A 19,311-nucleotide genomic window follows, 5' to 3' on the forward strand; every position below is an offset into this window, starting at 1 on the left:
TCATGACGGCCCCGCCGCCGAGTCGCGAGCAGCGCTGCGACGTCTGTCCTGCTCCCGCACCGTGAGCCGGCGTAATATCCCGCGCACGCGGTCGCTCGACTCGTCGGCGGCGTCGATGCCCTCGATGCACTGCCAGTAGAGGCCCTCCTCGTCGGTGGCGCACGCGACCCCGACGAGCGCGATTCCCACCTCCCCGAGAAGTACGCTCAGCCCGATCAACGCCGCTCGCGCGTCCGCCACTTGGGACAGCTGCGCGGCACGTGGCCGGGCGTCCGGGGGCGGCCCCCCGGCGTCGTCCGTCCCGCCCGCCCACAGCGCCGGGATGTCGAGCACCCCGCAGCCCCGCCCGCCTGTCTCGCTGAGCCCGCGCGCCTCACCTCTCAGCTCCGCCGGACCGGTCAGCACCAACTGTCCGGCGATCGCCTGGGTCAGTGCCTGCGCCTGCCAGGCCTCCGCCAGGATGTCCCGTGCCGCCCGGCTCTGCGCGAGTGCGTGCCGGCTCTGCCCGATGAGCCTCACCGCGTCCATGCGCCGCCCCCGTCCATACCATGGCCCGCGTCTTTCGCGTACCGTCTCCTACCCACTACCCAGAGTGAGGGTCTGGGGCCCGGAAAGCCAGGGCTATGGCGAAATCTGTGGACAGAAAAGCGGTTTTGGATAAATCCATCACTCCGAAGAGTGACGATCCTTGTTTTCCGGCACCGGAAAGCGCAGCTCGTTCCGGTCGATCTTGGCCGCCAGAGCCGCCAGCACATCGATCCCGAGCACCTCACTGAACTGCAGCAGGTACGCGAGGACATCAGCGACCTCGTCCGCCACCCGGTGCGCCGTCCGTGGATCCTCCATCACCCGCGCCGACTCCTCGGGCGTCAGCCACTGGAAGATCTCCACCAGTTCGGACGCCTCCACGCTCAGTGCCACGGCCAGGTTCTTCGGCGTGTGGTACGGCTCCCACCCCCGGGCCGCCGCGAATTCCGCCAGCCGCCGTTGCAGTGCCGCCACATCAAGTTCAGTCACGGGCCCAGGTCTACCACCGCCACGCCGTCCACCCCGCGCGCGTACGACGCCGAGGCGTCCGTGACCGTTCCCACCAGCCGGATGTGCCCCTCGGCGCAGACCGAGGCCGCCAGCGCCACCAGTTCCCGCGTCTGCCGCCCGTCCAGGGACCGGTCGAAGCCGTCCGCGAGGACCGTCAACGCCTGCATCGCCGCGGGCACTTCGGCGACGGTGTCCATGGCCAGCACCCCCGGACCGGTCAGCAGCACCAGCGCGAGCGCCAGATACCTCAGCTCGCCGTCCCCGAGCCGCCCGACCGGCGAGGCCCACGGACCGCCCCGGCCCACCATGGCCCGTACCCTCCCGTCCGCGAGCTCCTCCACGGTCAGCGCCTCCACCGGGCCCGCGCACCCCGACCGCACCATCGCCGCCAGCCGCGCATGACGCTTCGCGCACTGGTGGTGCGTACGCCGCAGCACCTCCGCGAGGTTGTCGCAACCGCTCAGCAGCCGGGCATCGCCCCGCGCCACCGGCTCCCGCATGCGCGAGGGCTGCGGATCGCACGCGAACACCGAACGCAGCGCGAGCACCACCTGCTCAGCGGCCGCCAGTACGCGCACCTGCCCCGCCGTCTTGCCCGCCACCCGCAGCGGCAGCAGCGCCGTACCGAGCAGGTCGTCGGGCAGTGGCGCCCGCGTCACCGGCGCGGTGCCGGCCGTGTACCAGGCCGCCTGGACGGTGCTGCGCCCCGGATCGCGCAGCGCCGTTGCCAGCAGCGTCTGCCCGTCGCAGGTCAGCCGCTCGCCGACGATGCGCAGTTCGGGTTCGGCCTGTACGGCGAGATCCAGACGTACGGGACCGGCGGGCCCCTCGACAGTGCAGCCGATCCTGAACCCCCGCCGCCCCTCGGCGTCCGGCCCCGCCCGCTCCGGCACGCACCCCGCCGGGTCCCGGAACACCGCGCCCAGCTCGGCGCCCCCGCCGAGCCGGGCCAGCGCGTCGTACACCTCCAGGACGCTCGACTTGCCGCTGCCACTGGCTCCCGCGAACAGGGTCACCGGGCCGAGCGGGAAGACCGCGCCGCGGTGCGATCTGAAGGCCGAGAGCCGCAGTTCGGTGACCGTGGGGACGCCACGATCGTCGGCCGGAGGTCCGGGGCGCGTCCCCGGCGAAAGCACAGTCATGGCCGGACGGTACGCACCGCCTCGGCTGACGAACCGTTACGCCTGGAGGACCTTCCTACGATTGAGGGACCGCGGCCGCCTCGGCGCCCTCGACCTCCATGCCGGCCGGCGACAGAAGGAAGACGTTCCGGTCGACCCGGTGCATGCCGCTGCCGAGGCCGAAGACCACACCGCTGCTGAAGTCAAGGATGCGTTTGGCCACATCGGTGTCGGCCGCCGTCAGGTCCAGGAGTACCGGTACCTGCGCGATCAGGTACTCCGCTACCTCGCGCGCGTCGGAGAACACCTGCACGCGCAGCACGATCATCCGCCGCTGCTGGGCGGCCTCCTCCTCCGGCATCGCGCGGTGATCGACTCTGGAAGGCCACTCATTCCTGCTGCGCAGTGGCACTACTTGAGCGAGCCCGGCCCACTGTTCATCGGTGACGTCGTACCTGCTCACCGGACCACCCCGCTCACCTGCTGTGTCTGCATCCGGCCATCCTCCCGCGCCTCACCCGTTCGGCCCAACAGCGACACGGACGGGATGGTGTGCGGAAAGAATCATGATGAAAGGAACAAGCTAGTGTGCGCCGGGGGTTGCACCTTCCGCAAAGACGCAAAGACAGCAGAGACGCAGAGACGTAAGACACCGAGAAGAGAGGAAGAGCAGGTGGCACACGCGCCCGGAAGTCTCCTGGCCATCAGCGACCTCCACATCGCCTACAAGGAGAACCGCAAGATCGTCGCCGACCTCCGCCCGGAGTCCGACGACGACTGGCTCCTGGTGGCGGGAGACATCGGTGAGAAGTCGTACGACATCGACTGGGCGCTGCGCACCCTCGCCTCCAACTTCGCCAAGGTCATCTGGGCTCCCGGCAACCACGAGCTGTGGACGCCGCGCGAGGACCCGCTCCAGCTGCGCGGCGTCGAGCGCTACCAGCATCTGGTGGAGCTCTGCCGGGGCCTGGGGGTCGTCACGCCCGAGGACACCTATCCGGTCTGGCCCGGCCCTCAGGGGCCGGTGACCGTGGCCCCGCTCTTCCTCCTGTACGACTACACCTTCCGCACCCACCCCGGGCTCAGCAGGGAGGAGGCTCTGGCGGCCGCGCACGACAAGGGCGTCGTGTGCACGGACGAGTTCCTGCTCCACCCCGATCCGTACGAGAGCCGGCAGGCGTGGTGCGAGAGCAGGGTGAAGGAAACCGAGGTGCGGCTGGCCGCGCTGGATCCGGCGACACCCATGGTGCTGGTCAACCACTATCCGCTGGTGCGTGAGCCGATGGACGTGCTGCACCACCCCGAGTTCGCCCTGTGGTGCGGTACGGAACGGACGGCCGACTGGCACCGGCGGTTCAATGTCGCGGCGATGGTGTACGGACATCTGCACATCCCCCGGTCGACCGTCTACGACGGGGTCCCCTTCGAAGAGGTCTCGGTCGGCTACCCGCGCGAGTGGCGCAGGCCCGGCCACCGGCGCACCGTGCCGCCCCGCCGGATCCTGCCGATCCGGTACTGACGCCCAGGAGGCGTACGCCCGGGCCCTCGGGGAGCGGGAGTCACTGATCAGCGGTCCGGACAACCGGCTACGCTCTGATCCAGGTTTTCGGGCAAGGGGCCCGTTCTGGTTGGGGGTTGTTGTGGTGGTTACCGGTCGTGTGGTGCGTTTCGACGGCGCACGGGGGTACGGGTTCATCGCTCCGGAGGGCGGTGGCGAGGATGTGTTCCTGCACGTGAACGACATGCTGATCCCGGAGGCGATCGTACGCTCGGGCCTGGCCGTCGAGTTCGAGATCGATGAGGGCGACCGCGGCCCCAAGGCGTCCAACGTCCGGCTCGCCCGGGGAGCCGATGGCGAGCCGCTGACGCCGCCGGTGGCGGCGGGCGACACGGACGTGATGTGCGATGTGCTCAGCGCGGACGAGCACCTCAAGGAGGTGACCGAGGTGCTGTTGCGGACCGCACCCTCGCTCACCGGCGAGCAGATCCTCGCCGTGCGCGCGGGCCTCGCGAAATTCGCGAAGGGCCATGGCTGGATCGAGGGCTGATCGAGGGCTGATCGAGGACTGACGGACCATCCGGTGCGGCCGTGCCAGCCGTGGCCTCATTGCCGGGCGGGCATTCACCTTCACGACGCAGTCCATCGAGGAGGTCACCGACCGCTTCCAGTGAATCCGCCTGGCCCATGGCGGCATGCTGAGTGCGATCGAGCCGCACCCACGATGTGGGTGCGGCTTTGGTGCGTCAACCCGGATCCCGCCACCGGGACATTCAGCACGGTAGGTCCCAGGCAATCCCACCAATGCTTAGGTTAGGCTAAGCTAAGTCTCCCGACACCGGGTAGCGACCCGCGCCCGTGGCCCGACTGGGCGGACACGTCATCAGGGAGGAGATTGCCCATGGGCTTGCCGGCCATCGGCTCCTACCCCATGCCCGACCGCGCCACGATCCCCCCGTCCTGCGTTCCCTGGACGATCGATCCAGCACGGGCCGCGCTGTTGGTCCATGACATGCAGAACCACTTCGTCCGGACGTTTCCGGCAGGTCGCTCCCCCGTGGTGGAGCTCGTCGACAACATCGCCGCCCTGCGCGAACTCGCGGGCACGCTCGGCATGCCGGTCATATTCAGCGCCGAACCGGCCGGCCAGCCCCCCGGCCAGCGCGGACTGCTGGCCGACATCTGGGGGCCCGGCATCGGCCACGAGCCCGACGCGGCCGCGATCGTCGCGACACTCACCCCGCGGCCCGGCGAGCACCTGCTCGCCAACGTGCGCCACAACGCCTTTCTCCGCAGCCATCTCGGCAGGCTGCTGCGCTCCACCGGCCGCGACCAGCTGATCATCTGTGGCGTGTACGCACATCTCGGCGTCCTGCTGACGGCGGCGGACGCCTTCATGAACGACATCCAGCCCTTCGTCGTCGCTGACGCGGTGGCCGACTTCTCGGCCGAGGAACACGCCATGGCACTGCGGTGGGCCGCGCGCAGTGGAGTCGTGTCCACCACCGACGCACTGCTGCGCGACCTCCTGATCGGCAGGGCGACGCGCGGTGCATGACGGTCAACCAGAAGCACGAAGAAAGACGAACAATATGACGGTACGGGTCGCGGTGGCCGGAGCGAGTGGCTACGCCGGAGGGGAGATCCTGCGCCTGCTGGTGTCCCATCCCGGCGTGGAGATCGGGGCGGTCGCCGCGCACAGCAGCGCGGGCCGCACGCTCGGGGAGGTACAGCCCCATCTGGCCGCCCTCGCGGACCGGGTACTCGTGGAGACCTCGGCCGCGTCGCTCAGCGGCCATGACGTGGTGTTCCTGGCTCTGCCGCACGGCCAGTCGGCCGCGCTCGCGGAGCAGCTGGACCCCGAAACGCTGATCGTCGACTGCGGCGCGGACTTCCGGCTGCGCGACCCCGCCGACTGGGAGCGGTTCTACGGCTCGGCTCATGCCGGTACCTGGCCCTACGGACTGCCCGAACTCCCCGGCGTACGAGAAGAACTGAAGGGCGCGACGCGGGTGGCCGTACCCGGCTGCTACCCGACAGCGGTGACCCTGGCGCTGTACCCGGCCTACGCTGCCGGCCTGGTGGAGCCTGAGGCGGTGATCGTCGCGGCGAGCGGGGCCTCGGGCGCGGGCCGTGCGGTCAAGCCCCAGCTGCTCGGCTCCGAAGTGATGGGCGCGATGAGTCCGTACGGAGTCGGAGGCGGCCACCGGCACACGCCGGAGCTGACGCAGAACCTGTCGCGGGTGGCGGGCGAGCGAGTGGCCGTGTCGTTCACGCCGACGCTGGCCCCGATGGCCCGTGGCATCCTCGCCACCTGCTCGGCCCGCCTGCGCCCGGAGGCCGGTGCCGGACCGCGAGAAGTGCGGGCGGCGTACGAAGCCGCATACGCCGACGAGCCGTTCGTACGGCTGCTGCCGGCCGGGCAGTGGCCGTCGACCGCCGCCGTACTCGGCGCCAACAGCACGCAGGTGCAGGTGGCGGTGGACGAGCAGACCGGTCGCCTGATCTGCGTGAGCGCGATCGACAACCTGACGAAGGGCACCGCCGGTGGCGCGGTGCAGAGCATGAATGTCGCCCTCGGCCTGCCGGAAGGGCTGGGCCTGCCCACGAATGGAGTGGCTCCGTGACCGTAACCGCTGCACAGGGATTCCTCGCGAGCGGTGTGGCCGCCGGGATCAAGGACTCCGGCGATCCCGACCTGGCGCTGGTGGTGAACCGCGGCCCGTCGCGCGCGGCTGCCGGTGTGTTCACCTCCAACCGGGTCCAGGCCGCTCCCGTCCGCTGGTCCCGGCGGGTGCTGGCCGACGGCCGGATATCCGGGGTCGTCCTCAACTCCGGGGGCGCCAACGCCTGTACGGGGCCCGCAGGCGCCGTGGACGCGCGGGTGATGGCCGAGCACACGGCGCGGGCCGTGGGGGTGGGTCCGGACGAGATCGCGGTGTGTTCCACCGGACTCATCGGCATTCCGCTGCCGATGGACAGGGTCACGGCGGGAATCGACGCGGCCGCCGAGCGACTGTCGCCCGAGCGCGGCGTGGAGGCGGCCGTCGCGATCAAGACGACGGATTCGGTGCACAAGACGGCGGTGGTCTCCGGACCGGGCGGCTGGACGGTGGGCGGTATGGCGAAGGGCGCGGGCATGCTCGCGCCCGGTCTGGCCACCATGCTGGTGGTGCTCACGACGGACGCCGAGGTGACCGCGGCGGGTCTCGATTCCGCGCTGCGGGAGGCTGTCCGTACCACCTTCGACCGGGTGGACTCGGACGGCTGCATGTCCACCAACGACACGGTACTGCTCCTCGCGTCGGGCGCTTCCGGGGTCACACCGGACCCTGACTTCTTCGCCGAGACCGTGCACACGGTCTGTCTGGATCTGGCACGGCAGTTGGTCGCGGACGCGGAGGGCGCCTCGAAGGAGATCGAGGTGGAGGTCATCGGCGCGGCCTCGGAGGGGGACGCCGTGACGGTGGGCAAGTCCGTGGCCAGGAACAATCTGCTCAAGTGCGCGCTGCACGGGGAGGACCCGAACTGGGGACGGGTGCTGTCGGCCATCGGCACGACGCCGGCCGTTTTCGACCCCGACCACCTGGATGTGGCCATCAACGGCGTCTGGGTGTGCCGGGACGGCGCGGCGGGAGAGTCCCGTGACAAGGTCGACCTGTCGGGGCGTCAGATCACGGTCACGATCGACCTGCGCTCCGGTGACGAGTCTGCGGTGATCTGGACCAATGACCTCACCGCCGAGTACGTCCACGAGAACAGCGCGTACAGCTCATGAGCGCCCACCCCCGGCTGGAGGAGTTCCGGGGCCGGACGGTCGTGATCAAGTTCGGCGGCAACGCCATGGTGGACGAGGAACTGAAGCGGACGTTCGCCCAGGATGTGGTGGAGCTGTGGCACGCGGGGCTGCGCCCTGTCGTCGTACACGGCGGCGGGCCGCAGATCAGCGCGCTGCTCGACCGGCTCGACCTGGAGGTCCGCTTCGAGGCGGGGCTGAGGGTGACCACTCCCGAGGTCATGAACGTGGTCCGGATGGTGCTGACGGGTCAGGTCCAGCGGGAGCTGGTCGGACTCATCAACAGCCACGGGCCGTTCGCGGTGGGGATGTCGGGCGAGGACGCGCACACCATGACGGCCGTGCGGCGACCGGCCTGGGTCGACGGCGAGCCGGTGGACATCGGCCTGGTCGGCGACATCGTCGACGTGAACCCGGACACCGTGCGGGCCCTGCTGGAGCAGGGCCGTATCCCGGTGGTCTCCCCCGTGGCCCGGGGCGCCGACGGACAGGTCTACAACGTCAACGCCGACCTCGCGGCGGCGGCGATGGCGGTGGCCCTCGACGCGGAGAAACTGGTGATGCTCACCGACGTCGAGGGGCTGTACGCGAACTGGCCGCACGACACCGAGGTGATCGACCGCCTGACGGCGGACGGGCTGGAGAAGCTGCTGCCGGAGTTGGCGGGCGGGATGCTCCCCAAGATGGAGGGGTGCCTGCGGGCCGCCCGGGCGGGCGTACCCATGGCCCACGTGCTGGACGGCCGGGTGCCGCACTCGCTGCTGCGCGGGGTGTTCGGCGGCGACGACCACTTCGGCACCACCGTGGTTCCGGACGAGGAGGGGGACGCATGACCGCCGGGACACTGGGCCGGCCGGTCCTCACGGATCGCTGGCGTGCCGTGATGATGGACAACTACGGTACGCCGCCCCTGGCTCTGGTCAGGGGCGAAGGCAGCACCGTATGGGACGAGTCCGGGCGCGCGTACGTCGACTTCACCGGCGGGATCGCCGTGAACACCCTGGGGCACGCCCATCCCGCCGTGGTGTCGGCGGTGAGCGACCAGGTCGCCAGGCTGGGGCACGTCTCCAACCTGTACGTCTGCGAGCCCGCGGTCGCGCTTGCCGAACGGCTGGTGCGGCTGATGGGAAGGCCGGGACGAGTGTACTTCGCCAACTCCGGGACGGAAGCGGTCGAAGCGGCGTTCAAGATCGCCCGTCGGACGGGGCGGCCGCGTCTGGTCGCGACGCAGGGCGGCTTCCACGGCCGCACCATGGGGGCGCTCGCCCTTACCGGCCAACCGGCGAAACGCGAACCGTTCCTGCCGCTGCCGGGTGACGTGACCCATGTGCCGTTCGGTGACGTGACGGCGCTGCGGGCGGCGGTCACGGAGGAGACGGCGGCCGTCTTCATCGAACCGGTGCAGGGCGAGGCCGGCGTGCTCCCGGCACCCGAGGGATATCTGCGGGCGGCCCGTGAGATCACCCGGGCCACCGGCACGCTGCTGGTGCTCGACGAGGTCCAGACGGGGATCGGTCGCACCGGTCGCTGGTTCGCCCATCAGGCGGTGGAGGGCGCGGACCCCGATGTGGTGACGCTGGCGAAGGGGCTGGGCGGGGGGCTGCCGATCGGCGCCACGGTGGCGTTCGGGCCGGCGGCCGACCTGCTGACGCCGGGCCAGCACGGCTCGACCTTCGGCGGCAACCCGGTGGCCTGCGCGGCCGGGATCGCCGTACTGGAGACCATCGAGCGCGAGGGGCTCCTCGAACATGTCGCGAGGGTGGGTGAGCGGCTGCGGTACGACATCGAGGGGCTGAAGCATGCGCGGGTGAGCCATGTCCGGGGCGCGGGGTTGCTGCTCGGCGTCGTGCTCACCGAACCGGTCGCACCCCGCGTACAGAAGGCGGCGCAGGACGCCGGCTTCCTCGTCAACGCCACCGGCCCCACGACAGTGCGGCTGGCTCCGGCGCTGACCGTCCGCGCGACGCAGGTGGACGAGCTGATCGCGGCGCTGCCGGGCATTCTCGACGCCTGAACCGGGCGGCTGAGCCGGCGCCACGTGTCGTGGCAGAGCAGGGGCTGGTCCCGGAAGTCGTACTGGGGCTCCGCCCCAGCCCCCGCTCCTCAAACGCCGGAGGGGCTGGATGATGCGGCAACCATCCAGCCCGTCCGGCGTTTGAGGACACGTCCGGAGGGCGTCCGGAGGGCGTCCGGAGGGCTGGGGGCTTGCCCCCCGTACGACTTCCGCGCCGGCCCTGCGGGTCAGAGCACGCGGGCGAGTACCTGCGAATTACGGCGGGGGTCCAAGGAGTTCGCCCACGCCTTCGGCGCGAGGCCGGCGCGGGCGGGCGCGAAGCCGTACCGGAGGAAGAGGTCGCCACCACCGGTCGTCGCGGTGAAAAGGGCGTCCAGCGAATGGGCCGTCGCCTTGGCGAGCGCCGCACGCAGGAGCTGACCCCCCAGTCCACAGCCCTGCCTGCGCGGCGCGACGCAGAAGTTGTAGAGGACGCCCGTGGGCCCGCGGCCGTCGGCCGGGTCTGCGGGGTGAACACGCAGTCCCAGACAGCCGTCGAGGCTGCCGTCGCGGGCCTCCACGACCAGGAAGTCGGTCGCGTCCGAGGCGTAGAGGGAAAGGGAACGCTCACGCAGCGCGCCCATGCGTACGAACGGCCGGGACAGGGCCGCCAGGGCTGCGGCATCCTCGCGAAGCGCGGATCGTACAGCGAGCGGGGCAGGCAGGATGGTGCGTGACGACAGTGTGCCGAGGCGCGGGGCGGCCGTGATCAAGGGTTTCCCTTCCTTCGGTCCCACCCGTGCGCGGAGGACAGCTCAGCCACCGCAGCACCTGGGACACCAGATGAAATAAGGGTAGCCTCACCTAAGCTCTCGGCCAAACGGCACGCCTACGCCGCGCAAGGACGGCCCGGATAGTCGAAGCTCTCCGGTACGCCGGCTTCGCGCATTCTGCGCAGGACCTCGCGCAGGGTCGCTTCCCCGTCGATGTCCACAGGGCAGTTGATCTGCGTGTCGAAGACCATGGTCTCCGCAGCGGTGTTCCAAATGACCCACTGATGCCGGTACGAGGACGCCTGCCACAGGTACGCGTACCGCTCGGTGTCTGCCAACTTCGTACTCATAGCGCCGCCTTATCGCTCTCACGGCCGTCGACGAACGTCGCGACCACTTCGATGTCACCAATGCGTGAGGTGCTGACGCGCCGGGGGTCGTCTCCCAGTACGACCAGATCGGCACGTTTTCCGGGGGTGAGGCTGCCCGCGCTGTCGTCCCAGTGACAGGCGAAGGCTCCACCGACGGTGTACGAGCGCAGGGCCTCGTCGACCGTGATGCCCTCGTCCGGGCCGATCACCTGGCCGGACTCCGACGCGCGCTCGACCATGAACTGAATGGCCCGCAGCGGCGATCCGTCCGTGACGGGACGGTCGGAGCTGCCCACCAGCGTGATGCCGTGGTCCAGGAACCCCTTGCCCCGGTACAGCCAGGGCGCCCTGTCCTCGCCCATGATCGACGCGTAGTCGTCGCCGAAGTAGCGCAGGAAGTTCGGCTGGACCACGGCGATCGCGCCGAGTCGCGCGAATCGCGGAAGCTGGTCCGGCCGGATCAGGCCGGCGTGCTCGACGCGGTGCCTCGCGTCCGGGCGTGGCCGGATTCTCTGGGCCCGTTCCAGGGCGTCCAGGGCGACGTCGGCGGCGCGGTCGCCGATGGCGTGGACGGCGAGCTGCCACCCGGCGAGATGGCCGTCCACGATGGTGTCCGCGAGGAGTTCGGGGTCGTCCTGCAGCTCCCCGGCGTGTTCCATACCGTGGTACGGGCTGCTCAGTGCGGCGGTACGGGCCATCATGCCGCCGTCGGTCCATAGCTTGAGCGCGCCCACAGAGAGCCAGTCGTCGCCGAACCCGGTGCGCAGGCCGAGGTCGAGGGCCCGGGGTATGCCGTCGCCTTCGTGCGAGCCGACCGGGTGCAGCGTGTCCGCAGCCACCATCAGCTGCACCCGCAGCGGCAGCCGTCCCTGCTCCCGCACCAGCTGATAGGCGCCCAGCTCGACCGGGCTGTGGCCGAAAAGAGCGCCACCGATGCCCGCCTCGGCGCAGGCCGTCACTCCCTCCGAGAGACAGACTCGCCCGGCGTGCGCGATCGCGTCCGCCAACTCGTCCTGGGAGTAGGTCGGTCGAAGCTTCCGTGCGGCGCCCATGGCGCTCTCGGCGAGGTATCCGTCCGCGTGGCGGACATCAGCGGGCAGCAGGTCCAGGACGGCGCTGTTGACCACGCAGGCGTGTCCGGAGTCGTGCATCAGGAACACCTTGCGGCCGTGGCTGACCCGGTCGAGCTCGGCAGCGGTCAGATGGCGCCCGAGGGCCCGCTGGTCGTACCCGGCGATGTCCACCCATGCGCCGGGGGAAGTCTTCCGGGAGACAGCCTCTTCCACGACCGCGAGCACGTCCTCGACCCGCTCGCAGGGTGCGACGCTCGGGGTGGTCGCCTTCAGCCCCGTCCATGCCAGGTGTACATGGCTGTCGATGAACCCGGGCAGCACGGTCGCGCCCTGGAGGTCGATCACCTCGCGGGCGGGCAGTGAGGTCACCGCGTCGTCCAGGCCCACGATCCGGCCGCGCCAGATGCCCAGGTCGTGGGCGACGGGGTGGTCCGGATCCATGGTGATGAAGTGGGCGTTCGTCAGCCGCGTACAGAGCATGGGCAGTCAGTCCCGTCCCTATGGTGAATCCGCAAGCACGTCGCCTGCCATTGCAGGGCGCTTGCGGGCCGTGGGCACCATCAGCGGAGTACCGGTTTCGGGGTCGTCGATGATCCGGCAGGGCAGGCCGAACACGTCCTCGATCAGCTCGGCGGTCATGACCGTCGCCGGGTCGCCTTCGGCGGCGACCGTGCCGCCGGCCCTCATCACCACGAGGTGGGTGGCATAGCGGCAGGCCTGGTTGAGGTCGTGCAGCACCGCGACGATGGTGTGGCCCTTGCGCTCATGCAGATCGGCGCACAGGTTCAGCACCTCGACCTGGTGCGCGATGTCGAGGAAGGTCGTCGGTTCGTCCAGCAGCAGGATGGACGTCTGCTGCGCCAGCACCATGGACAGCCACACGCGTTGCCGCTGGCCGCCGGAGAGGTCGTCGACGGGCCGGTCGGCGAGTTCGAGCACGCCGGTCTGGCGCATCGCCTCGGCCACGGCGGACTCGTCCTCCGCGGACCACTGCTTGAGCATCCGCTGGTGCGGGTAGCGGCCGCGGGCCACCAGGTCTCCCACGGTGATGCCGCCCGGCGCGGTCGACGACTGCGGGAGCAGGCCGAGCCGGCGCGCGACTTCGCGGGAGCGGTACGACGAGATGGCGGCCCCGTCGAGATAGACCTCTCCCGCCTTGGGCCTGAGCATTCGGGCCAGCGCCTTGAGCAGGGTGGACTTGCCGCAGGCGTTCGGGCCGACGATCACCGTGAAGGAGTGGTCGGGGATGACGACGCCGAGGTCGGTGGCCACGGTCCGCTGATCGTAGGAGAGCGTCAGGTCCTCGGCGCGCAGCCGGGCCGTCGGGGGAATCGTTCCTGTCATGCGCGGCTCTTTCGCGATTCTGTGACCAGCAGCCAGATGAGATACAACCCACCGATGGTGCCGGTCGCCGTACCCACCGGGAGGAGAGCGGGTGAGAAGATCCGCTGCACCGCGAGATCGCTCCCGGCCAGCAGTACGGCGCCCATCAGGGCGGCCGGGACGAGTGCGGGGCCGGACGACCGGGTCAGCCTCCGGGCGAGCTGCGGGGCAGCGAGTGCGATGAACCAGATGGGACCGGTCACCGCCGTGGCGAACGCGGCCAGCGCGACGCTGATGCCGAGCAGCAGAAGCCGGCTGCGCGTCACGTCGACGCCGAGCGCCTTCGCCGTGTCGTCGCCCATTTCCACCATGGACAGTCGGCGGGCGAGGAAGAAAGCGGGCGGAAGCAGGAGCGCGACGGCGATGACGATCGCGAGCGCGTGGTCCCAGCCCCTGTTGCCCAGGCTGCCGATCAGCCATGCCTGGGCCTCCAGCGCCTCCTGCCAGCTCGCCCGGGTGATCAGGTAGGAGTTGACGGCGAGCAGCAGGGCGCTCACGCCGATCCCGATGACGACGAGCCGAAATCCTTGCAGGCCGCCGCTGAAGACCAGCAGGTACATCGCGGCGGCCGTGGCCAGCCCGCCGATCAGTGCCCCGAAAGCGATCTCGGTCATGCTTCCGTGAAGCACGACGATGACCAGCAGCGCTCCGGTCGCCGACCCGCTCGTGAAGCCGATGATGTCCGGGCTGCCGAGCGAGTTGCCGGTCAGGCTCTGCAGGATCGCGCCGCTGACCGCCAGCGCCGCTCCGACGCACAGCGCGGTGAGCAGTCGTGGCATGCGCAGGGTGTTGACGATGAAGTCCGCGCCTCCGGAGCCCTTGCCGGCCAGGGCCTGAAGGACTTCCGCGATCGACAGCTCGAAGTCCCCGGTGGTGAGGGCGATCCCCATGACCGTCGTGAGCGCGACCAGCAGCACCACCGTCACAGCGACTGCGCGGCCCTGAACTCGCAGAGACAGACGCCCGCTGCGGGTACGGATGACCCGCCCGCTGACGACGCGGGTCGTGTCGGTGGCGGAGGTCTCGGCCTCCCGGACAGTGCTCACAGCATGGCCAGCTTTCGACGGCGGCACAGCGCGATGAACAGCGGTGCACCGAGAAACGCGGTGATGATGCCGACCTGGAGCTCTCCGGGAGCGCCCAGAACGCGGCCGACGACGTCCGCGCCGATCAGCAGGATCGGCGCGAGGACCATCGAGTACGCCAGCACCCACCGCTGGTCGGGGCCGACCAGGAGGCGGGCCACGTGCGGCACCGCTAGGCCGACGAAGCTGATCGGCCCGGCCGCGGCGGTGGCGGCACCGCACAGCAGCATCACCGCGACGACGCCCAGTACGCGGGTCCGGCCGACGTTGACACCGAGCGCGCGTCCCAACTGGTCGCCCATGGCGAGTGCGTTGAGCGAGGGGGCGAGCCCGAGGGCGATAACGAGGCCCACCACGACGAAGGGCAGGGTGACGTACACGATCTCGAAGTTACGGCCGGCGAGCGCACCCACCGTCCAGAACCGGAACTGGTCGAATGCCCGCGGGTTGAGCAGCAGTACGGCTGAGTTGAAGGCGAACAGCACCGCTGTGACCGCCGCACCCGCGACAACCAGCCGGTCGGGGGTCGCCAGTGTCCGGCCGGACGAGCCGAGCACGTAGACCACGACGGATGCGAGAGCCGCGCCGAGGAAGGCGAACCACACATAGCCGAGGGCCGATCCCACGCCGAGGAACGCGATGGCCACGACCACGCCGGTCGAGGCGCCCAGGCTCACCCCGAGCAGACCGGGGTCGGCCAGCGGATTGCGGGTCAGCGCCTGCATCAACGCCCCCGAGAGTCCCAGGGCCACGCCCACCAGGAGGCCGAGCAGGGTCCGGGGTATCCGGTAATCGTGGATGATGACCGCGGTGTCCGACCCGTCGTTGTGCCACAGCACGTTCCACGTCGAGGTGAACGGGATGTCTCTGGTCCCCAGCCACACACCGAGCAGGGCGATCAGGATCAGCGCGCCAAGAGCCACGAGCAGTCCCAGGCCGCGCAGTGCCGCCGCCGCGACCCGGCGATTCGGGGGCGCGGGTGGGTCGTCGTCAACGCTCCCGGATGCCACCTGCGCCTCGACCGACAACAAGTACTACCCCCCGGCGGCAGAGTGCGCATCACGCGAAGAAATGTCACGTACGCACAACAAACAGTGACTTAGGTGAGCCTAACCGAACCGCTCTGCACGGTCAACGAGCAGGCGTATCCCGCCAGTACGGCGCGTAGGCAAGGCCGACGCGAACCCTTGGCCCGAACGCTCATTAGAGTAGCCTTACCTAACCATCCAACCGTCTCCGCGGAGGTACCGCATGCTCGATGGAGGACCGACGGGGGGCCATGTCCTCCGGAGGGCGATCAGGGGCCAGCGTCGCCACGTCGCCGGGGCATCGCTCCTCGGCATGGCCCACCAGGGTTGTGAGGCGATGGTTCCCGTCGTCATCGGCCTGATCATCGACGAGGCGGTCGCGACCGGTTCCTCCAGCGCCCTGCTGCGCTGGCTGGTGGTACTCGCCGTACTCTTCTTCGTCCTGTCCACGTGCTACCGCACCTCCGCGAGGATCACCGACGGGGCCGGCGAACGGGCCGCGCACCGGCTGCGGCTCGATCTCGGCGCCAGGGTGCTCAACCCGAGCGGCGGCGCGGACACGGGCCGGCTCCCGGGCGAGCTGACCTCCATCGCCACCGGCGACGCCGCCCGGGTGGGCGCGGTCGCGGCCGCGTTGCCCTACGGGATATCGGCGGTCGCCGGACTGGTCATCAGCGCGGTGGTACTGCTGCGGATCTCGGTGCCGCTCGGGCTGCTCGTACTGCTCGGCATCCCGCCCCTGCTGTGGATCGGTCACCGCATCAGCCAACCCCTCGAACGCCGCAGTGAGGTCGAGCAGGAACGCGCCGCACACGCCTCCGGCGTCGCCGCCGACCTCGTCGCGGGACTGCGCGTACTCAAGGGCATCGGCGCCGAACAGGCCGCGGTGTCCCGGTACCGGCGGACCAGCCAGGACTCGCTGGCGGCCGCACTGCGGGCCGCCGGGAGCCGCGCCTGGCACGACGGCGCGATCCTGGCCCTGACCGGGATCTTCATCGCCGTCATCGGGCTGGTCGGCGCGCATCTGGCCATGAGCGGCGCGATCAGCGTCGGCGACCTGGTGGCGGCGGTCGGACTCGCACAGTTCCTGCTGGGGCCGTTCCAGCTCCTCACGTACGTCAACGGCGAATTCGCCCAGGGCCGCGCGTCCGCCGACCGGATCGCGGAGGTACTGGCGTCGGCCCCCGCCGTGACAGCGGGGTCCGCCGCGCTGCCCGACCAGGTCGCCGGGCGGCTCCGGCTGCGCGGCGTCACGCACGGTGCGCTGCGCGGGGTCGACCTCGACGTCACCCCTGGAAGTCTGGTCGGCGTCGTCGCCAAGGACCCGGCCGCTGCGGCCGACCTGCTGCTGTGCCTGGGCAGGGAAATAGACCCTGCCGAAGGGACGATCGAGCTCGACGGCGTGTCTCTGGCCGGTCTCGACCCCGACGGCGTACGCCGGGCGATCCTGGTCGCGCACCACGACGCGGCCCTGTTCGAGAGCAGCCTGCTCGACAACGTGCTGGCCGGAACGGGCGGCGGTACGGCGGATGTTGAGCCCGCGCTGAAAGCCTCGGCGGCGGACGACGTCGCACGTGCCCTGCCCCAGGGTGTGGACACCATGCTCACCGAGCGCGGACGGTCGCTGTCCGGCGGGCAGCGACAGCGGGTCGCGCTGGCGCGGGCGCTCGCCGCGGATCACCCGGTGCTGGTCGTCCACGACCCGACCACCGCCGTCGACACGGTCACCGAGTCCCGGATCGCCGCCCGCCTGCGGGAACTCCGCCGTGGCCGCACCACGATCCTGGTCACCACCAGCCCCGCTCTGCTCGCCGTGACGGATCGCGTCGTGGTGCTCGACGACGGGGCCGTGACGGCGGACGGCCGCCATCCGGAGCTTGTGGCCACGGACGCGGCGTACCGCTCGGTGGTACTGACGTGACGTCCGCCCATACAGAACGCGCGAACGACGAAGGACGGACGATGAGCGAAACCAGCGCGCCGGAACGCGAACTCCTGCCGATCGCCACCGGCGCCCAAACACTCGCCGTCGTTGGTACGTTGCTGCGCCGTCACCGGTTGCTGACGGTGTCCGCGGTGACCGTGCTGGTCGTCGGCACGGGCATCGGTCTGCTGACCGCCCCGCTGCTCGGTCGCATCGTCGACCTGGTCGTCGAGCACCGGGGCGCCGAGGCGCTGGTGGTGCCGATGGTCCTCCTCCTCGCGGTGGCGGTGGCCAGGGGCGTCGCGACCGCGATCGGCACGTCGCTCGTCGCCCGGCTCGGCGAGACCGTACTCGCGAGTCTGCGTGAGCGGTTCATCGAGCGGGCGCTGCGACTTCCGCTCGAACGCGTGGAACAGGCCGGTTCGGGCGATCTGACCTCCCGGGTGACCGGCGATGTGACCCGAATAGCCAAGGCGGTACGCCAGGCGCTGCCCGAGTTCGCCGGCGCCCTGCTCACGATCGCTCTGACGCTGGTCGGCCTCACCGTGCTGGACTGGCGCTTCCTTCCCGCCGTCCTGGTGGCCATGCCGATCCACGTCCTCACCGTGCGCTGGTACATGCCGCGCGCCACGCCCCTGTACGCCAAGCACGGGGTGGCGACCGGCGCCCTGCAGCACCAGCTTCTCGACAGCTTCGGCGGGGTCCGGACAGTGCGCGCGTTCCGGCTGAACGACCGGCACGCGGAGCTGCTGGAACAGCGGTCGCAGGAATCCGTCAGCCTCGCGCTGCGCGCCATCCGGCTCGTTTCCGGGTTCTTCTCGAGGCTCAACCTCGCCGAGTTCGTCGGTCTGACGTCGGTCCTGGTCACCGGATTCATCCTGGTCGGCAATGGTTCCGTGAGCATCGGCACGGCGACCGCGGCGGCGCTGTACTTCCACAGCCTGTTCAATCCCGTCAACGCCGCGCTCTTCCTCATCGACGAGGCGCAGTCCGCCGGTGCCAGCCTGGCGCGGCTGGTCGGCGTGTCGAATCTGCCCGGGGAGCGGGAGCCGGACCGGCCCTCCGTACCGGTGGACGGTTCGGTCAAGGTCTCCGCGCTCAGCCATGCGTACGTGTCCGGGCATCCCGTACTGCGCGAGGTGGACCTGGAGGTGCGCAGCGGGGAGCGGGTGGCGCTGGTCGGCGCGAGCGGGGCAGGCAAGACCACGCTGGCGAAGCTGATCGCCGGCATCCACCAGCCGTCCGAGGGGGTCATCACCCTGGGTGGTGTGGACGCGCAGGAGCTCGGACCCGCCGGCATGCGGCGGGCAGTGACGCTGATCAGCCAGGAAGTCCACGTGTTCGCCGGGCCGCTGTCCGAGGATCTGCGGCTCGCCCGGCCGGAGTCCACCGACGAGGAGCTGCGGGCCGCGCTCGCCAAGGTCAGTGCGCTGGACTGGGTGGAGGCGCTGTCCGACGGGCTGGAGACGGTCGTCGGCGAGGGCGGACACCGGCTGACGGTGACCCAGGCCCAGCATCTGGCCCTGGCCCGCCTCGTCCTCGCCGACCCGCCGGTCGCGATCCTGGACGAGGCGACGGCGGACGCCGGCAGCGCGGGCGCGCGTGTCCTGGAGACGGCCGCGCTTCAGGCGCTGGAGGGGCGTACGGGCCTGATGGTGGCCCACCGGTTGCCGCAGGCGGCTACCGCGGACCGGGTTGTCGTCCTCGATCAGGGCCGGGTAGTCGAGACGGGTACGCATGAGGAGTTGGTGGCGGCGGGTGGGCGCTATGCGGCGCTGTGGGCGGCGTGGTCGGACACGCGGCGGCAGCCGGCGGAGGCCTGAGCGGCGCCGCACCAGGTTTGCGTGAGGCCCGCCGGGTAATCCCGGCGGGCCTACGCATTGGCGCCTGCGGCGGGCCTTTCCCTTACCCGCCCCTTCCCGAACTGGGGCTCCGCCCCAGACCCCGGTCCTCAAACGCCGGACGGGCTGGAGCGGCCGGGGGTTGCTGGGGCTCCGCCCCAGACCCCGGACGCGCTTCGCGCGTGTCCTCAAACGCCGGACGGGCTGGATGGTTGCCGCAACGCGGGCTGGGTTGTGCGCGCGCAGCGGCGCATACTCACGTAGTGGCACATCGCCGCCGAGCGGCACATCCAGCCCCTCCGGCGTTTGAGGAGCGGGGTCTGGGGCGGAGCCCCAGCAGCCCACCCCGGCCACTCCAGCCCGTCCGGCGCTTGAGGACCGGGGCCT

Annotated in this window: 19 protein-coding genes; 9 read left to right on the plus strand and 10 right to left on the minus strand. The window is 70.7% G+C overall.

Annotated features, from left to right (window positions below; genetic code table 11):
• The 4 genes from ABZX79_RS01715 to ABZX79_RS01730 form a co-directional block, all read right to left on the minus strand.
• On the minus strand, positions 1-528 hold the full coding sequence (locus ABZX79_RS01715; protein ID WP_355249933.1) for a DUF6099 family protein: 528 nt from the start codon (positions 526-528) through the stop codon (positions 1-3).
• A 138-nt stretch (positions 529-666) separates the two neighbouring features.
• On the minus strand, positions 667-1,017 hold the full coding sequence (locus ABZX79_RS01720; protein WP_355249935.1) for a nucleotide pyrophosphohydrolase: 351 nt from the start codon (positions 1,015-1,017) through the stop codon (positions 667-669).
• The gene (locus ABZX79_RS01725) at positions 1,014-2,180 is read right to left on the minus strand and encodes an ATP-binding protein (RefSeq protein WP_355249937.1); all 1,167 of its coding nucleotides are present in this window, start codon (positions 2,178-2,180) and stop codon (positions 1,014-1,016) included. The genes ABZX79_RS01720 and ABZX79_RS01725 overlap by 4 nt, the downstream gene beginning before the upstream one ends.
• A 55-nt stretch (positions 2,181-2,235) precedes the next feature.
• Positions 2,236-2,622, minus strand: coding sequence for a cell division protein SepF (locus tag ABZX79_RS01730; protein WP_355249939.1), 387 nt, complete (start codon positions 2,620-2,622; stop codon positions 2,236-2,238).
• A gap of 210 nt (positions 2,623-2,832) precedes the next feature.
• On the opposite strand from ABZX79_RS01730, the gene ABZX79_RS01735 reads away from it, so the two are divergent.
• The 7 genes from ABZX79_RS01735 to ABZX79_RS01765 all read left to right on the plus strand — a co-directional run bounded on the left by ABZX79_RS01735 (position 2,833) and on the right by ABZX79_RS01765 (position 9,467).
• Positions 2,833-3,678, plus strand: a complete 846-nt coding sequence (locus tag ABZX79_RS01735) for a metallophosphoesterase (RefSeq protein ID WP_355249941.1) — start codon at positions 2,833-2,835, stop codon at positions 3,676-3,678.
• Positions 3,679-3,802: 124 nt separating this feature from the next.
• Positions 3,803-4,207, plus strand: a complete 405-nt coding sequence (locus ABZX79_RS01740) for a cold shock domain-containing protein (RefSeq protein ID WP_355249943.1) — start codon at positions 3,803-3,805, stop codon at positions 4,205-4,207.
• Between the two features lie 351 nt (positions 4,208-4,558).
• Positions 4,559-5,215 carry an isochorismatase family protein gene (locus tag ABZX79_RS01745; protein ID WP_355249945.1) on the plus strand — a complete coding sequence of 219 codons (657 nt, stop codon included), beginning with the start codon at positions 4,559-4,561 and terminating at the stop codon, positions 5,213-5,215.
• A gap of 34 nt (positions 5,216-5,249) precedes the next feature.
• Entirely contained in the window at positions 5,250-6,284 is a 1,035-nt protein-coding gene (gene argC, locus ABZX79_RS01750; RefSeq protein ID WP_355249947.1) for an N-acetyl-gamma-glutamyl-phosphate reductase, read from the plus strand.
• Entirely contained in the window at positions 6,281-7,435 is a 1,155-nt protein-coding gene (argJ, locus tag ABZX79_RS01755; RefSeq protein WP_355249949.1) for a bifunctional glutamate N-acetyltransferase/amino-acid acetyltransferase ArgJ, read from the plus strand. Before argC ends, argJ begins: the two co-directional genes overlap by 4 nt.
• Positions 7,432-8,286, plus strand: a complete 855-nt coding sequence (argB, locus tag ABZX79_RS01760; protein ID WP_355249951.1) for an acetylglutamate kinase — start codon at positions 7,432-7,434, stop codon at positions 8,284-8,286. Before argJ ends, argB begins: the two co-directional genes overlap by 4 nt.
• A complete protein-coding gene (locus ABZX79_RS01765) occupies positions 8,283-9,467 on the plus strand; it encodes an acetylornithine transaminase (protein ID WP_355249953.1) in 1,185 nt (394 codons plus the stop codon). The genes argB and ABZX79_RS01765 overlap by 4 nt, the downstream gene beginning before the upstream one ends.
• Positions 9,468-9,694: 227 nt before the next feature.
• On the opposite strand, the gene ABZX79_RS01770 is transcribed toward ABZX79_RS01765, so the two are convergent.
• The 6 genes from ABZX79_RS01770 to ABZX79_RS01795 all read right to left on the minus strand — a co-directional run bounded on the left by ABZX79_RS01770 (position 9,695) and on the right by ABZX79_RS01795 (position 15,159).
• Complete coding sequence (locus tag ABZX79_RS01770; protein ID WP_355250078.1) at positions 9,695-10,189, minus strand: GNAT family N-acetyltransferase; 495 nt, start codon at positions 10,187-10,189, stop codon at positions 9,695-9,697.
• Positions 10,190-10,335: 146 nt separating this feature from the next.
• Positions 10,336-10,569 carry a hypothetical protein gene (locus ABZX79_RS01775; RefSeq protein WP_355249955.1) on the minus strand — a complete coding sequence of 78 codons (234 nt, stop codon included), beginning with the start codon at positions 10,567-10,569 and terminating at the stop codon, positions 10,336-10,338.
• On the minus strand, positions 10,566-12,143 hold the full coding sequence (locus ABZX79_RS01780) for an amidohydrolase (RefSeq protein WP_355249957.1): 1,578 nt from the start codon (positions 12,141-12,143) through the stop codon (positions 10,566-10,568). Before ABZX79_RS01780 ends, ABZX79_RS01775 begins: the two co-directional genes overlap by 4 nt.
• Before the next feature lie 18 nt (positions 12,144-12,161).
• Positions 12,162-13,007: an ABC transporter ATP-binding protein gene (locus tag ABZX79_RS01785; protein WP_355249959.1), complete on the minus strand. Its 846-nt coding sequence runs from the start codon at positions 13,005-13,007 to the stop codon at positions 12,162-12,164.
• Positions 13,004-14,092 carry an iron chelate uptake ABC transporter family permease subunit gene (locus ABZX79_RS01790; RefSeq protein ID WP_355249961.1) on the minus strand — a complete coding sequence of 363 codons (1,089 nt, stop codon included), beginning with the start codon at positions 14,090-14,092 and terminating at the stop codon, positions 13,004-13,006. The genes ABZX79_RS01785 and ABZX79_RS01790 overlap by 4 nt, the downstream gene beginning before the upstream one ends.
• The gene (locus ABZX79_RS01795; RefSeq protein ID WP_355250081.1) at positions 14,089-15,159 is read right to left on the minus strand and encodes an iron chelate uptake ABC transporter family permease subunit; all 1,071 of its coding nucleotides are present in this window, start codon (positions 15,157-15,159) and stop codon (positions 14,089-14,091) included. Before ABZX79_RS01795 ends, ABZX79_RS01790 begins: the two co-directional genes overlap by 4 nt.
• 223 nt (positions 15,160-15,382) lie before the next feature.
• On the opposite strand from ABZX79_RS01795, the gene ABZX79_RS01800 reads away from it, so the two are divergent.
• Together ABZX79_RS01800 and ABZX79_RS01805 are read left to right on the plus strand one after the other, a co-directional pair.
• Positions 15,383-17,080, plus strand: a complete 1,698-nt coding sequence (locus ABZX79_RS01800) for an ABC transporter ATP-binding protein (protein WP_355249963.1) — start codon at positions 15,383-15,385, stop codon at positions 17,078-17,080.
• Between the two features lie 41 nt (positions 17,081-17,121).
• On the plus strand, positions 17,122-18,906 hold the full coding sequence (locus tag ABZX79_RS01805) for an ABC transporter ATP-binding protein (RefSeq protein WP_355249965.1): 1,785 nt from the start codon (positions 17,122-17,124) through the stop codon (positions 18,904-18,906).
• Positions 18,907-19,311: the final 405 nt, after the last annotated feature.

Source organism: Streptomyces sp. NPDC002994 (assembly GCF_040611155.1).
GTDB lineage: Bacteria > Actinomycetota > Actinomycetes > Streptomycetales > Streptomycetaceae > Streptomyces.

Coding starts and splice junctions, on each gene's coding strand:
- ABZX79_RS01775 (WP_355249955.1), bottom strand. CDS start 10,569: ATGAGTACGAAGTTGGCAGACACCGAGCGGTACGCGTACCTGTGGCAG.
- argC (WP_355249947.1), top strand. CDS start 5,250: ATGACGGTACGGGTCGCGGTGGCCGGAGCGAGTGGCTACGCCGGAGGG.
- ABZX79_RS01800 (WP_355249963.1), top strand. CDS start 15,383: ATGCTCGATGGAGGACCGACGGGGGGCCATGTCCTCCGGAGGGCGATC.
- ABZX79_RS01745 (WP_355249945.1), top strand. CDS start 4,559: ATGGGCTTGCCGGCCATCGGCTCCTACCCCATGCCCGACCGCGCCACG.
- ABZX79_RS01785 (WP_355249959.1), bottom strand. CDS start 13,007: ATGACAGGAACGATTCCCCCGACGGCCCGGCTGCGCGCCGAGGACCTG.
- ABZX79_RS01715 (WP_355249933.1), bottom strand. CDS start 528: ATGGACGCGGTGAGGCTCATCGGGCAGAGCCGGCACGCACTCGCGCAG.
- ABZX79_RS01780 (WP_355249957.1), bottom strand. CDS start 12,143: ATGCTCTGTACGCGGCTGACGAACGCCCACTTCATCACCATGGATCCG.
- ABZX79_RS01805 (WP_355249965.1), top strand. CDS start 17,122: ATGAGCGAAACCAGCGCGCCGGAACGCGAACTCCTGCCGATCGCCACC.
- ABZX79_RS01765 (WP_355249953.1), top strand. CDS start 8,283: ATGACCGCCGGGACACTGGGCCGGCCGGTCCTCACGGATCGCTGGCGT.
- argB (WP_355249951.1), top strand. CDS start 7,432: ATGAGCGCCCACCCCCGGCTGGAGGAGTTCCGGGGCCGGACGGTCGTG.
- ABZX79_RS01725 (WP_355249937.1), bottom strand. CDS start 2,180: ATGACTGTGCTTTCGCCGGGGACGCGCCCCGGACCTCCGGCCGACGAT.